Source organism: Streptomyces sp. NPDC017936, from assembly GCF_044328485.1.
Lineage (GTDB): Bacteria > Actinomycetota > Actinomycetes > Streptomycetales > Streptomycetaceae > Streptomyces.
Window position 1 is genome coordinate 59,146 of record NZ_JBIRHK010000022.1, and the last position, 14,255, is coordinate 73,400.

Annotated in this window: 10 protein-coding genes; 6 read left to right on the forward strand and 4 right to left on the reverse strand. The window is 73.0% G+C overall.

Annotation, left to right across the window (positions count from 1 at the left end):
* Nucleotides 1–140: 140 nt before the first annotated feature.
* The gene (gene ileS, locus ACH4F6_RS34970; RefSeq protein ID WP_397964407.1) at nucleotides 141–3,278 is read right to left on the reverse strand and encodes an isoleucine--tRNA ligase; all 3,138 of its coding nucleotides are present in this window, start codon (nucleotides 3,276–3,278) and stop codon (nucleotides 141–143) included.
* 877 nt (nucleotides 3,279–4,155) lie between these two features.
* On the opposite strand from ileS, the gene ACH4F6_RS34975 reads away from it, so the two are divergent.
* The 5 genes from ACH4F6_RS34975 to ACH4F6_RS34995 all read left to right on the forward strand — a co-directional run bounded on the left by ACH4F6_RS34975 (nucleotide 4,156) and on the right by ACH4F6_RS34995 (nucleotide 9,399).
* Nucleotides 4,156–5,421: a TraR/DksA family transcriptional regulator gene (locus ACH4F6_RS34975; protein WP_397964408.1), complete on the forward strand. Its 1,266-nt coding sequence runs from the start codon at nucleotides 4,156–4,158 to the stop codon at nucleotides 5,419–5,421.
* 67 nt (nucleotides 5,422–5,488) lie between these two features.
* Complete coding sequence (lspA, locus tag ACH4F6_RS34980; protein ID WP_397964409.1) at nucleotides 5,489–6,139, forward strand: signal peptidase II; 651 nt, start codon at nucleotides 5,489–5,491, stop codon at nucleotides 6,137–6,139.
* 65 nt (nucleotides 6,140–6,204) lie between these two features.
* The gene (locus ACH4F6_RS34985) at nucleotides 6,205–7,149 is read left to right on the forward strand and encodes an RluA family pseudouridine synthase (protein WP_397964410.1); all 945 of its coding nucleotides are present in this window, start codon (nucleotides 6,205–6,207) and stop codon (nucleotides 7,147–7,149) included.
* Nucleotides 7,146–7,616: a GNAT family N-acetyltransferase gene (locus ACH4F6_RS34990; protein ID WP_397964411.1), complete on the forward strand. Its 471-nt coding sequence runs from the start codon at nucleotides 7,146–7,148 to the stop codon at nucleotides 7,614–7,616. Before ACH4F6_RS34985 ends, ACH4F6_RS34990 begins: the two co-directional genes overlap by 4 nt.
* Before the next feature lie 196 nt (nucleotides 7,617–7,812).
* Complete coding sequence (locus ACH4F6_RS34995) at nucleotides 7,813–9,399, forward strand: Na+/H+ antiporter (RefSeq protein WP_397964412.1); 1,587 nt, start codon at nucleotides 7,813–7,815, stop codon at nucleotides 9,397–9,399.
* A gap of 320 nt (nucleotides 9,400–9,719) precedes the next feature.
* Here ACH4F6_RS34995 and ACH4F6_RS35000 read toward each other — a convergent pair whose 3' ends face one another.
* Nucleotides 9,720–10,856, reverse strand: a complete 1,137-nt coding sequence (locus ACH4F6_RS35000) for a mechanosensitive ion channel family protein (protein WP_397964413.1) — start codon at nucleotides 10,854–10,856, stop codon at nucleotides 9,720–9,722.
* 122 nt (nucleotides 10,857–10,978) lie between these two features.
* On the opposite strand from ACH4F6_RS35000, the gene ACH4F6_RS35005 reads away from it, so the two are divergent.
* Entirely contained in the window at nucleotides 10,979–11,548 is a 570-nt protein-coding gene (locus tag ACH4F6_RS35005) for a dienelactone hydrolase family protein (protein WP_397964414.1), read from the forward strand.
* 75 nt (nucleotides 11,549–11,623) lie between these two features.
* On the opposite strand, the gene ACH4F6_RS35010 is transcribed toward ACH4F6_RS35005, so the two are convergent.
* Both ACH4F6_RS35010 and ACH4F6_RS35015 read right to left on the reverse strand, forming a co-directional pair.
* Nucleotides 11,624–13,306 carry an alkaline phosphatase D family protein gene (locus ACH4F6_RS35010; RefSeq protein WP_397964415.1) on the reverse strand — a complete coding sequence of 561 codons (1,683 nt, stop codon included), beginning with the start codon at nucleotides 13,304–13,306 and terminating at the stop codon, nucleotides 11,624–11,626.
* A 102-nt stretch (nucleotides 13,307–13,408) separates the two neighbouring features.
* Nucleotides 13,409–14,221, reverse strand: coding sequence for a DsbA family protein (locus ACH4F6_RS35015; RefSeq protein ID WP_397964416.1), 813 nt, complete (start codon nucleotides 14,219–14,221; stop codon nucleotides 13,409–13,411).
* Nucleotides 14,222–14,255: the final 34 nt, after the last annotated feature.

Genomic DNA, 14,255 nt, shown 5'->3' on the forward strand with positions numbered 1-14,255 from the left:
GTGGCCCCCCCCCCCCCCGCCGCGGCGGGGGGGGGGGGGGGGGGGGGGGGGGGGGCGGGGGGGGGGGGGGGCCCCCCGCCGCGGGGGGGGGCCCGCCCCCCGGGGGGGGGCCGGGCCCGGGGCCGCACGCCTCCGTGTCCTTACGCCTTGCGCAGGCGGAAGGTCAGCGTCAGGCCCTCGTCCGTGAACGGGGCGCCGTAGGCGTCGTCGGCCTCGCCCCGGGCGAAGTCCGCGGCGAGGACCTCGTCGGCGATCAGGGCCGAGTGCGCGGTCAGGGCTTCGACGGTCGCCGGGTCGGTCGCGGTCCAGCGGAGCGCGATGCGGTCGGCGACGTCGAGGCCGCTGTTCTTGCGGGCCTCCTGGATCAGACGGATCGCGTCACGGGCCAGGCCGGCGCGGCGCAGCTCCTCGGTGATCTCCAGATCGAGGGCGACCGTCGCGCCCGCGTCGGACGCCACCGACCAGCCCTCGCGCGGGGTCTCCGTGATGATCACCTCGTCCGGGGCGAGGCTGATCGTCTCGCCGTCGACCTCCACCGACGCCGTGCCCTCGCGCAGGGCGAGGGAGAGCGCGGCCGCGTCGGCGTTCGCCACGGCCTTGGCCACGTCCTGGACCCGCTTGCCGAACCGCTTGCCCAGCGCGCGGAAGTTGGCCTTGGCGGTCGTGTCGACCAGCGAGCCGCCGACCTCGGAGAGGGAGGCGAGCGACTCGACGTTCAGCTCCTCGGTGATCTGCGTGTGCAGTTCGGGGGAGAGCGCGTCGAAGCCGGTGACCGCGACGAGCGCGCGCCGCAGCGGCTGCCGGGTCTTCACACCCGACTCGGCGCGCGTGGCGCGGCCCAGCTCGACCAGGCGGCGCACCAGCACCATCTGCTTCGACAGCTCCGGGTCGATCGCCGAGAGGTCAGCCTCCGGCCAGGACGCCAGGTGCACGGACTCCGGGGCGCCCGGGGTGACGGGCACGACCAGGTCCTGCCAGACCCGCTCGGTGATGAACGGGGTCAGCGGCGCCATCAGCTTGGTGACGGTCTCGACGACCTCGTGCAGGGTGCGCAGAGCCGCCTTGTCGCCCTGCCAGAAGCGGCGGCGCGAGCGGCGGACGTACCAGTTGGACAGGTCGTCGACGAACGCCGAGAGCAGCTTGCCGGCGCGCTGGGTGTCGTAGGCCTCCAGGGACCGGGTCACCTGGTCGGTGAGCGCGTGCAGTTCGGACAGCAGCCAGCGGTCCAGCAGCGGGCGGTCGGCCGGGGCCGGATCCGCCTCGGAGGGCGCCCAGCCCGACGTGCGGGCGTACAGGGCCTGGAAGGCGACCGTGTTCCAGTACGTGAGGAGCGTCTTGCGGACGACCTCCTGGATGGTGCCGTGGCCGACGCGGCGGGCCGCCCAGGGCGAGCCGCCGGCCGCCATGAACCAGCGGACCGCGTCCGCGCCGTGCTGGTCCATGAGCGGGATCGGCTGGAGGATGTTGCCCAGGTGCTTGGACATCTTGCGGCCGTCCTCGGCGAGGATGTGGCCGAGGCAGACGACGTTCTCGTACGAGGACCTGTCGAAGACCAGCGTGCCGACCGCCATCAGCGTGTAGAACCAGCCGCGCGTCTGGTCGATGGCCTCGCTGATGAACTGCGCCGGGTAGCGGCTCTCGAACAGTTCCTTGTTCTTGTACGGGTAGCCCCACTGCGCGAACGGCATCGAACCCGAGTCGTACCAGGCGTCGATGACCTCCGGGACGCGGGTGGACGTCTTCCCGCAGCCCTCGTGCGGGCAGGCGAAGGTGACCGCGTCGATGTACGGGCGGTGCGGGTCCAGCTCCGACTGGTCGGCGCCGGTCAGCTCGGTCAGCTCCGCGCGGGAGCCGACGACGGTGAGGTGGTCGTCCGCGCAGCGCCAGATCGGCAGCGGGGTGCCCCAGTAGCGGCTGCGGGAGAGCGCCCAGTCGATGTTGTTGTTCAGCCAGTCGCCGAAGCGGCCGTGCTTGACCGTGTCCGGGAACCAGTTGGTCTTCTCGTTCTCCGCCAGGAGGCGGTCCTTGACCGCCGTGGTGCGGATGTACCAGGACGGCTGCGCGTAGTACAGCAGCGCGGTGTGGCAGCGCCAGCAGTGCGGGTAGCTGTGCTCGTACGGGAGGTGCTTGAAGAGGAGCCCGCGCTCCTGCAGGTCCTCGGTGAGCTTTTCGTCGGCCTTCTTGAAGAAGACGCCGCCCACCATCGGGACGGACTCCTCGAAGGTGCCGTCCGGGCGGACCGGGTTCACCACGGGCAGGCCGTAGGAGCGGCAGACCTTGAGGTCGTCCTCACCGAAGGCGGGGGACTGGTGGACCAGACCCGTGCCGTCCTCGGTCGTGACGTACTCCGCGTTGACGACGAAATGCGCCGCCTCGGGGAACTCGACGAGCTCGAACGGACGCCGGTAGGTCCAGCGCTCCATCTCGGCGCCGGTGAAGGTCTGGCCGGTGGTCTCCCAGCCCTCGCCGAGCGCCTTGGCGACGAGCGGCTCGGCGACGACGAGCTTCTCCTCGCCGTCGGTCGCGACGACGTAGGTGACCTCGGGGTGCGCGGCGACGGCGGTGTTGGAGACCAGGGTCCAGGGGGTCGTCGTCCACACCAGGAGCGCGGCCTGGCCGGCGAGCGGACCGGAGGTGAGCGGGAAACGGACGTACACGGACGGGTCGACGACCGTCTCGTAGCCCTGGGCCAGCTCGTGGTCGGACAGGCCGGTGCCGCAGCGGGGGCACCAGGGGGCGACGCGGTGGTCCTGGACCAGCAGGCCCTTGTCGAAGATCTCCTTGAGCGACCACCAGACCGACTCGATGTACTCGGGGTCCATCGTGACGTAGGCGTCGTCGAGGTCGACCCAGTAGCCCATGCGGGTCGTCAGGTCGGTGAAGGCGTCGGTGTGGCGGAGCACGGACTCCCGGCACCTGGCGTTGAACTCGGCGATGCCGTACGCCTCGATGTCCTTCTTGCCGCTGAAGCCGAGCTCCTTCTCCACCGCCAGCTCCACCGGGAGGCCGTGGCAGTCCCAGCCGGCCTTGCGGGCCACGTGGTAGCCGCGCATGGTGCGGAAGCGGGGGAAGACGTCCTTGAAGACGCGCGCCTCGATGTGGTGGGCGCCGGGCATGCCGTTGGCGGTGGGCGGGCCCTCGTAGAACACCCACTCGGGGCGGCCCTCGGACTGCTGCAGGCTCTTGGCAAAGATCTTCTGCTCGCGCCAGAAGTCGAGCACGGCGTGCTCGAGGGCGGGCAGGTCGACCTGGGCGGGCACCTGGCGGTACTGCGTCATCGATCTTCCTCCGGCGGACGTGCTGCCTTCCGTCGGAGGGACGAGAGCCTTCTTTCCTGTCCACGCCGTGTGCGGCGCGCTCCCGCGGTACCACCCTCCTTGGCCCCCCGGCGCGCCGTACGCTCCGGTGAGCCCCCTCATTGGGGTCGCGATGCCGGTTCTACTCGCCCCTCACGGGCTTTCTTCCGGCGGCTCCGGGGTGATCTTCACGTCGCGCTCGCCCCCGGGCTCCCACCGTCCCCGGGTCGCTCTGGGCTGCGTACGCCGCTACTCGTCCCCATCCACGCTTTTCGCTCCGCCCAGTGTACGGCGCCGCGAGGACGGCGGCCGACCGGTTCACCGAGGCCGGGACGAAGGGCGGGGCGGACCCGGGATGACCCGAACGGGGGGTGCGCCTGTTCGGGTCCCGGGGCGGCGGACCGGGCGGATTACCCGGCGGGGAGCTGGGCACAACGCATGCAGGCTCGCCGGGTGACGCGCGCGAGGCGGGCGGATCGGGCGGTGTGCCCCGTTGCCGCGGGACTCAAGTCGATTTATCGTCCCAGCACGATTTGCGCGCAAGATCACACTGTGTGAAGGGGCCGCGGTCATGGTGGCGAAGAAGACCGCCGTACAGCAGCCGGCGTCGGACGGGCCCGCAGGCGCCTCCGGCGGTGCGGCCGAGGGTGCCGGCGGGAGGAAGCGCACGCGGGCCGGGGCCGCCGGCCGGGCGGCGGGCGCCGTGAACGCGGTGCGGGCGGCGGGGACGGCTGCCGCCGGTGGTGCGAAGAGGGCGGCCGGGGGGAAGAAGCCGGCGGTGGGGGCCGTGGGGGAACGGACGGGGGGATCGGGGGTTGGCGGGGCTCCGACGGGGAAGAAGGGGGGCGCCGAGGAGGCGGTGGGGAAGAAGGCGGTCGTCAAGGAGGCGGCGCACGCGAGGACGGCGGCCGGCGGGGGCAGGGGGGCGGCGCACGGAAGGGCGGCCGACGAGGAGAGGACCGTCGGGGAGCCCGCCGCCACGAGGACGAGAGCCGCCGCCGGGAGGACGGCTGCCGAGGAGAGGGCCGCTGCGGGGAAGAAGGCGTCCGCGAGGGCGGCGCCCGCCGGGAGGGCGCCCGGGAAGAAGGCCGTCGCGGAGCGGACGGCCGAGGGGAAGACGACTGCGAAGAAGGCCGGGGAGAAGGCGGCCGTGGTGAAGGAGGCCACGGTGAGGAAGGCCGCGGCCGGGAAGGCGGCGCGCGGGAAGGCGCCGGCCGGCGGGGCGGCGGCCGGGAAGGCGATCGGGGGGGCCGGGCGGACGGCCACGAAGCGGGCCGGTCCGAAGGGCGCCGGCAAGGCGGCTCCGGAGAACGCCGCGAAGGCCGCCCCGGAGAGTTCGAGGAGGACGGCCGCCGGGAAGAGGACGGCGGGCGGGAAGGCCGCGGTCGCCGGGACGGCCCGGACGGCGGAACACGCCGACGGCCGGGAGACGGCGGGCACGGTGGACGGGACGGACGCGGTGCGGGAAGGGACGGCCGGAAAGGCGGCCGCCGGTCCGGAGGGGGCCGGCGGCAAGGGCGGTGCGGCCGGCGGTGCGGCCGGCGAGGCGGCGGGCGGGAAGGCCGCCGCGAAGAAGGGCACCGCGAGGAAGAGCAGGGCCAAGACGGTGGGCGCGGCCTCGGCCGCGGAGCAGACGGGAGCCACGACGGTGGTTGCGAAGAAGACTCCTGGCACGGCCACGGCGGCGAAGACGGCCGTGCCCAAGGCACGGTTCGCCGCGGCGGAGCCCGGCGAGCTGGCGGTGCGCCCCGGGGAGGAGCCCTGGACCCCGGAGGAGGTCGCGGAGGCACGCGCCGAACTGCAGTCCGAGCAGGATCGGCTGCGCGCCGAGCTGGCCGCGTCCGAGGCGGCCCTGGCGGGGCTGATGCGGGACTCCGGGGACGGCGCGGGCGACGACCAGGCGGACACCGGGACCAAGAACATCACCCGCGAGCATGAACTGGCGCTGGCGGCCAACGCGCGCGAGATGCTGATCCAGACGGAACACGCCCTCGAGCGGCTCGACGCCGGTACGTACGGCCTGTGCGACAACTGCGGCGACCCCATCGGCAAGGCCCGCATGCAGGCCTTCCCCCGGGCCACGCTGTGCGTCGAGTGCAAGCAGAAGCAGGAGCGCCGGTACTGATCACCCGGCCGCCGCGGACCGTGCCGTACCCTCATCCTCAGTCAGGTACCTAGGTTGAGGGACTCACGTGGCAGAGGCGGAGCGCATCATCGGTACGCCGGACACCCCTGAGGCGCGGGGAGCCGAGCCGGAGCCGTCCGGGAAGAACGCCGGGCGGACGGCGCCGGGCGATGCGCCCGGCCAGGGCGATCCGGCGGTCGAGGGGGACGGGGACGGGTCCGGGCGGCCGCGCGGCAAGCGCCGTATCGCCGTGCTGTTCGCGGTCGCCGCGTTCGCGTACGCCCTCGACCTGATCAGCAAGATGATCGTGGTCGCGAAGCTGGAGCACCAGGAGCCGATCGAGATCGTCGGGGACTGGCTCAGGTTCGAGGCGATCCGCAACGCGGGCGCGGCCTTCGGCTTCGGCGAGGCCTTCACCGTGATCTTCACGGTGATCGCGGCGGCGGTGATCGTGGTGATCGCCCGGCTCGCCCGCAAGCTCTACAGCCTGCCCTGGGCGATCGCGCTGGGGCTGCTGCTGGGCGGTGCGCTCGGGAACCTCACCGACCGGATCTTCCGTTCGCCGGGCGTCTTCGAGGGCGCGGTCGTGGACTTCATCGCGCCGAAGCACTTCGCGGTCTTCAACCTCGCCGACTCGGCCATCGTGTGCGGCGGCATCCTGATCGTGCTGCTGTCGTTCCGGGGGCTCGACCCGGACGGCACCGTCCACAGGGACTGAGCCCGGGCCGGGGCCGTCCACAGGCTCCGTACGGGGTCGTCCCACCCGTCCGGCATACTCGACGGGTGAGCACGCTTCCCGAGATCCGTACCCTGCCCGTGCCCGACGGCCTGGAAGGCGAGCGCGTCGACGCCGCCATCTCCCGCATGTTCGGCTTCTCCCGCACCAAGGCGGCCGAACTCGCCGCGGGGGGGAAGGTCACCGTCGACGGGTCGGTGGTCGGGAAGTCCGAGCGGGTGCGCGGCGGGGCCTGGCTCGAGGTCGAGATGCCGCAGGCGCCCGCGCCGGTGCAGGTCGTGGCCGAGCCGGTCGAGGGCATGGAGATCGTGCACGACGACGACGACGTGGTCGTGATCGTCAAGCCGGTCGGGGTGGCCGCCCATCCGTCGCCCGGCTGGAGCGGGCCGACCGTCATCGGCGGTCTCGCCGCCGCCGGCTACCGCGTCTCCACCTCCGGCGCCGCCGAGCGCCAGGGCATCGTGCACCGCCTCGACGTGGGCACCTCCGGCCTGATGGTGGTCGCCAAGTCGGAGCGCGCGTACACCTCGCTCAAGCGCCAGTTCAAGGAGCGCACGGTCGACAAGCGGTACCACACGCTCGTCCAGGGGCACCCCGACCCGACCAGCGGCACCATCGACGCGCCCATCGGCCGGCACCCGAACCACGACTACAAGTGGGCGGTCACCGCCGACGGCAAGCCGTCCGTCACCCACTACGACCTGATCGAGGCGTTCCGCGCGGCCTCGCTGCTGGACGTCAAGCTGGAGACCGGCCGTACGCACCAGATCCGCGTGCACATGTCCGCCCACCGCCACCCGTGCGTCGGCGACCTGACGTACGGCGCCGACCCGACGCTGGCCAAGCGGCTGCGCCTGACCCGCCAGTGGCTGCACGCGGTGCGCCTCGGCTTCGAGCACCCCGGGGACGGCCGGTGGGCCGAGTTCTCCAGCGACTACCCGGACGACCTGCAGCGGGCCCTGGACCAGGTCCGTGAGGAGACCTACGGATGAGCACTCCCGCGTACGTGGTGCGCGTCGCCGAGGACCCCGCCGACCGCGAGGCCTGCTTCGCCCTGCGCAAGGAGGTCTTCGTCGGCGAGCAGGGGGTCCCCGAGGACATCGAGTACGACGCCTACGACGCCGTCGCGGTGCACGTGCTGGCGGTCCGGGAGGACGGCGTGCCCCTCGGGACCGGACGGCTGCTGTACGGCGAGGCGGCCGCGGCGAAGACCGACGGCGACCCGTCGGTCGGCTCGCTGGGCCGGCTGGCCGTCGCCGGGGAGGCCCGCGGTCTGGGGGTCGGGGCCGCGCTGGTGCGGGCCATCGAGGAGGCGGCCCGCGCGCGGGGTCTCACGGCCGTGGACCTGCACGCGCAGACCCACGCGCTCGGGTTCTACGAGCGGCTGGGCTACGAGGCGTACGGCCCCGAGTTCCCGGACGCCGGGATCCCGCACCGGGCGATGCGGCGGGTGGTGTAGCCGGCGGGTCCCGAGGGCCGGCGGCACCGCCGGGGGCGACGGCCCTCGGAGGGCCGCGACGGCCGCGAGGCAGGCAGCCGTGGTGGCGGGGCGGGCGGCGCGGCCGGCCCCCTCGTGGCGGCGCACGGCTGGTGACGGGGGTGTCGTGGCAGGCTGGAAAGCAGCCGTGTGACGTCGGATCCCCGGAGCACTGACCGTGAATCAGCTGGCCCTGCTGTTCGTCCTGTTGCTCGGGGCCGTGGTGAGCGTCCCGCTCGGAGACCGGTGGGGCGTGCCCGCGCCCGTGCTGATGACGCTGCTCGGGGTCGTGCTCGCGGTCCTCGACTTCGTGCCCAACGTGAACGTCCCGCCCGGCCTGATCCTGCCGCTGCTGCTGCCGCCCCTGCTGTACGCGGCCGTCCGGAGGACCTCCTGGCGGCAGTTCGCGGCGAACAAACGGCCGATCTTCCTGCTCGCCGTGGCGCTGGTCTTCGTCACGATGCTCTGCGTGGGCGCCGTCGCCCACGCCGTGGTGCCGGGGCTGCCGATCGCCGCCGCCCTCGCGCTCGGCGCGCTCGTCGCGCCGCCCGATCCCGTCGCCGCCACCGCCGTGGCCGGACAGCTCGGACTGCCCCGCCGCCTGGTGTCCATCCTGGAGGGCGAGGGCCTGTTCAACGACGTCACGGCGATCGTGCTGTACCACGTGGCGATCGCCGCGGTCGTGAGCGGCACCTTCTCGCCGTGGCGGGCGGGGCTGGACCTGGTGCTGTCGGCGGTGGTCGCGGTGGTGGTCGGGCTCGTGCTGGGATGGGGCGCCAACAAGCTCATGGACCTGCTCGGGGACGCGACCCTGCAGATCGGGCTGACGCTGCTGGTGCCGTACGCCTCGTACGTGATGGCGGAGGAGTTCCACGGGTCCGGGGTGCTCGCCGTGCTCACCACCGCGCTGTTCCTCGCCGAGTACGCCACCGATCCCGACGACGTGATGACGCGGCTCGCCGGGCACACCTTCTGGGACATCGTCGACACGCTGGTCACCGGGGTCGCGTTCGGGCTGATCGGGCTGGAGCTGCACAACGCCATCCGGACCGCGTCCGGGCGGTGGGGGGAGATGCTCTGGTGGGCGGCCGCGGTCGCCGGGGTGGTGGTCCTGGTGCGACTGGCCTGGCTGCTGCCGGCGACCTGGCTCACCAAGCGGCTGCACGCCAGGCGGGACCACGACGAGGACATCCCGATGACCTGGCGGGAGACCGTCGTCATGTGGTGGTCGGGGATGCGGGGAGTGGCCTCGGTGGCGCTGGCGCTCGCGATCCCGCTGGAGACCGAGGCGGGGACGCCCTTCCCGGACCGCGACGAGATCGTGTTCATCGCGTTCGGGGTGATCATGGCGACGCTGCTGGTGCAGGGGCTGACCCTGCCGTGGCTGGTGAGGCGGCTCGGCGTGCAGTCCGACACGGACCGGGAGAAGGCGTTCGAGCGGGACCTGGCCGTGCGGGCGGCGAAGGCGGCCAAGCGCAGGCTGCGGGAGATCGAGGCCGAGGAGGAGCTGTCGGAGGAGCTGTCCGAGCAGATGGTGCGGCGGGCCTTCGACATCGGCCTGCGGATCAGTCCGGACATCGGGGAGGACGAGCGGCGGGAGGCGCACGAGCAGCGGGTGCGGAGGCTGAAGCGGGTGCGGCGGATCCAGGGGGAGATGCTGAGCGCGGCGCGGCACGAGGTGATGGCGGCGCGCAGCGAGCCGGGCGCCGACCCGGAGATCGTGGACCGGGTGCTGCGGCACCTCGACGTGCGGAGCATGCGGTGACCGTCGCGCGGTGAACCCCGGCCCGCGGCCCCGGGGAGCGGCCGGCCGGTCCGACGGCGGTGATCCCCTGGAGCACGTCGCCCGCCGGGGGACCGCGAACGGCCGGACCGGCGTCCTCGTCGCGGCCCTGCTCACCGAGGCGCCGGAGGAGCGGCTCGCGCGGCCGGGCGGGGACGGGAGCCGGGGGAGGGACGGCGAACGGGCGTGCCGGGACGCCCGCGGAGGCCGCCACCGGGTGAGGGGCGGCCTCCGCGGGCGCCGGGCACATCACCCCGAGCGTCTCGCGGGCCGGCGCGGGCGCCGGGCGCGGGCGCCGACGGTCAGCGGTCCGCCCGCGGCGACTCGTGGACGCGGCGCTGGCGCGGGGGCATGCCGCCGCGGGAGGCCAGGCCGTCGCGGGACGGCACGCCGTTCGGCCGGCCCGGCGGCAGCATCGCGTCCGCGGTGTTGACCCGGGGCAGCGCGTACGGGTGCTCCTCGGACAGCCAGCGGATCATCCGCTCGCGGACCGTGACCCGGACCGTCCAGACGTCGTCGGCGTCCTTGGCGGTCACCAGCGCCCTAACCTGCAGGGTGCTCGGGGTGGTGTCCGTGACGTCGAGACCGTAGGCGCGGCCGTCCCAGGCCGGGCACTCGCGCAGGACGTCCCGCAGCTTGTCGCGCATCGCGTCCAGCGGCGCCGAGTGGTCGACGTGCCAGTAGACGGTGCCGGTCATCTGCGGCGTGCCGCGCGACCAGTTCTCGAACGGCTTGGACGTGAAGTACGAGACCGGCATCGTGATCCGGCGCTCGTCCCAGGTCCGCACGGTCAGGAAGGTCAGCGTGATGTCCTCGACCGTGCCCCACTCGCCGTCCACCACCACCGTGTCGCCGATGCGCACCATGTCGCCGAAGGCGATCTGGAACCCGGCGAACATGTTGCTCAGCGTCGACTGGGCGGCGACACCGGCGACGATGCCGATGATGCCCGCGGAGGCCAGCAGCGAGGCGCCGGCCGCGCGGAACGCCGGGAACGTCAGCAGCATCGCCGCCACCGCGACCACTCCGACGACCGCGGAGACCACCCGCATGATCAGCGACACCTGGGTGCGCACCCGCCGTACCCGGGCCGCGTCGCGGTGGACGCGCGCGTAGCGGCTGTACGAGGTCTCGACGACCGCCGCGGCGATCCTGATCGCCAGCCAGGCGGCCGCTCCGATCAGCACCAGCGTGAGCGTCCGGCCGAGCGCGACCTTGTGCTCCTGCAACAGGTCCGCCTGGTCGTACGACCCTCTCAGCAGCCCCGCGCACAGCACGAGCTGGTACGGGATGCGGCCGCGGCGCAGCAGCCCCCACAGGGGCGTCTCGGGGTGGCGGTGGTCGGCCTTGCACAGCAGACGGTCGGTGGCCCAGCCGATGAGCAATGTCAACACGACCGAACCGCCGACCACGATCAGTGGGCGGAGCAGGTTCTCCATGCCTTCGAACGTAACCGGCCCGGCAGGGTCCTGAACATGTGGTTTGTGTGAAGACGAGCACGTGCGGCGGTGCGGGACACGCCTCGTGGGGCGTTGCCGGTGCCGGCTGGCACCATGGCCTCATGAACATCATGCTCTTCCATTCGGCCTTCGGACTGCGCCCCGCGGTGCGCGCGGCCGCGGACCGGCTGCGCGCGGCCGGGCACGAGGTATGGACACCGGACCTCTTCGAGGGCCGCACGTTCGACACGGTCGAGGAGGGCATGGCGCACAAGGAGCTGACCGGCAAGGACGAGCTGCTGAGGAGAGCCGTCCTGGCCGCCGCCCCCTACTCGGAGAGAGGCCTGGTCTACGCGGGGTTCTCGCTGGGCGCGTCCATCGCGCAGACCCTCGCCCTCGGCGACGACAAGGCCCGCGGCCTGCTGCTCCTGCACGGCACCTCGGACCTCGCGCCGAACGTCTCGGCGGACGGGCTGCCGGTGCAGCTGCACGTGGCCGAGCCGGACCCGTTCGAGACGGACGACTGGCTGAGCGCCTGGTACCTGCAGATGGGCAGGGCGGGCGCCGACGTCGAGATCTACCGGTACGCCGGCGCCGGCCACCTCTACACCGACCCCGGCCTGCCCGACTACGACGAGGAGGCGGCCGAGGCCACCTGGCGGGTGGCGCTCGGCTTCCTCGAGACCCTCTGAGCCCTCCCGGTCCCCTGGTCCCTCAGGGGGCCCGGTGGACCCCCGGGGCGTCCGGAGCGTTCCGGACGCGTCCGGTCACACCGGGTCGTACGTCCGCTCCACCTTCTGCGTGCCGCTGCGGGTGCGGTAGGAACGCGACCAGGCCGAGGTCGCGTCGGCCCTCGTGCGGTCGGAGACGACGTAGTAGTCCATCTGCGCCCGGTCGGCGGTGATGTCCAGGACGCCGTAGCCGTGCCGGTCGGTGTCGACCCAGTGGACGTGCCGGTTGGCGGCCTTGATGACCGGCGCGGCGAGCGCGGAGACCGTGCCCTGCGGGACCTTCACGAGGTCGTCGAGGTTGTCGGAGGTGACCGAGGTGACCACGAACTCCGTGGCGGCCGAGGCCGACAGCGGGTAGGTGCCGGCGTCCACCGGCACGTCGTTGGCCCACGCCATGTGGATGTCACCGGTCAGGAACACGGTGTTGCGGACGGCGTTCGCGCGCAGGTGGGCCAGCAGCTCCCGGCGGTCGTCCGTGTAGCCGTCCCACTGGTCGGTGTTGAGGGCGAGGCCCTCCTGCGGCAGGCCGAGCAGCTTGGCGAGCGGCTTGAGCAGGTCCGCGGAGAGCGAGCCGATGGCGAACGGCGAGATCATCACCGGGTTGCCGACCAGCCGCCAGGTGGTGTCGGACGCCGTCAGCCCCGCCTTGAGCCAGTCGAACTGGGCGCGGCCGGTGAGCGTGCGGTCCGGGTCGTCCACGTCGCCGTTCCCGACGGAGACCTGCTGGGAGCGGAAGGAGCGCAGGTCCAGCAGGGAGAGGTCGGCGAGCTTGCCGAAGCGCAGGCGGCGGTAGGTGGTGCCGGCGAGTGCCGGGCGGACCGGCATCCACTCGAAGTAGGCCTGCTTGGCGGCCGCCTGCCGGGCCGTCCAGGCGCCCTCGGCGCCCTCGGTGTGGTTCTCGGCGCCGCCCGACCAGGTGTCGTTGGCGATCTCGTGGTCGTCCCAGATCGCGATGACCGGCGCCTGGGCGTGCAGGGCCTGGAGGTCGGCGTCCGTCTTGTACGTGCCGTGCCGGACGCGGTAGTCGGCGAGCGTGAGGATCTCGTGCGTGGGGGCGTGCTGCCGTACGACGGTCCCGCGCGTGCCGTACTCGCCGGTGCCGTACTCGTAGATGTAGTCCCCGAGGTGCAGCCAGGCGTCCAGGTCGCCGCGGCCGGCGAGATGGCGGTACGAGGAGAAGTAGCCGGCCTCCCAGTTGGCGCAGGAGACCACGCCGAAGCGCAGGTTGGCCACGGACGCGTCCGCCGCCGGCGCGGTGCGGGTGCGCGCCACCGGGGAGTCGGTGCCGCCGGCCGAGAAGCGGAACCAGTAGTCGGTGCCCGGCTCCAGGCCGCGCACGTCGGCCTTGACCGTGTGGTCGGAGGCGGCGGTGGCGGTGACGGACCCCTTGGCCACGATGGAGGTCAGCGCCTTGTCCCGGGCGACGACCCACTCGACCTCGGTGTCCGGGCCGAGCCCGGAACCGGGTATCGCCGCGGCGGTGGGCGTCACCCGGGTCCACAGCAGGACGCCGTCGGGCAGCGGGTCCCCGGAGGCGACACCGTGCAGGAAGGCCGGGACCTCCTCGACGGCCCCGGCGGGCAGTGCGGCGGCGAGCGGGGCGGCCAGCACGGCGGTGGCGGCGGCTGCCTTGACGACCGTACGGCGGCGCGGCGCAAGCGAGTTGGCGCGAGCGGACGACGCGTCGGTGCTCTGTGTTGATCTGTATCGACTGGTCACGGGCGATCAGATTACTGATCAGTACGGCGAAGGGCGGGCGAACCGGCAAAAGTTCGCCCGCCCTTCGGCTTCGCGTCGGGTCCGCCCGGGAACGGGTCCGGATCAGCCCTTGAGGGCCGCCTCGATCGCGGTGGTGAAGTCGGCCGCCGTCATCGGCGCGTTCTTGCCGTCGGAGCCGGTCAGCGCCTTGCCGTCCATCTTCAGCGTCGGGGTGCCCGACACGCCGCTGTCGTCGAACGTCGCGGACATCTCCAGGGCCCACTTGTCGAAGGTGCCGTCCTTCACCGCGGTCTGGAACTTCGTGTTCCCCTTCAGTGCGGCGACCGTGTCCGCCACCTTGATCAGGTAGCTGTCGTCCTTGAACTTGTCGTCGGTCTCCTCGGGGTGCCACTTCGCCGAGTACAGGGCGGTCTTGTACTCGAGGAACGCCTCGGGGCTGACGTCGAGCGCGGCGCCCAGGGCGCTCAGCGCGTTCTTGGAGCCCTCGCCGGTCAGGCTGTCGTCGAGGAAGGTGGCGCCGACGTACTGGAGCTTGTACTTGCCGGCGTCGTAGTCCGACTTCAGCGTCGCGCCGACGGACTGCTCGAACTGGGCGCAGACCGGGCAGCGCGGGTCCTCGTACATCACGAGGGTCTTCTTGGCGGTGCTCTTGCCCATGACGACGGTCGTGCCGTTCTCGCCGGTGGTGTTGGCCGGCTTGACCAGCTTGTCGTTCTTGGCCTCCTCCCAGTAGCTGGGCTTGTTGGCCTGGACGACGGCGTACCCTATGCCGCCCGCCGCCGCCAGCACGCCGACGACCGAGCAGGCGACGATGACCTGCCGCTTGATCTTGGCCTTCTTGGCCTGGCGCTCGCGCTCGAGGCGCAGCCGCTCCCGGGCCGCCGTCTTCGCCGCCTGGGTGTTCCGCTTGCTCATGTGGGTGTTCTCCCTGTGGGACGCGCACCAGGGT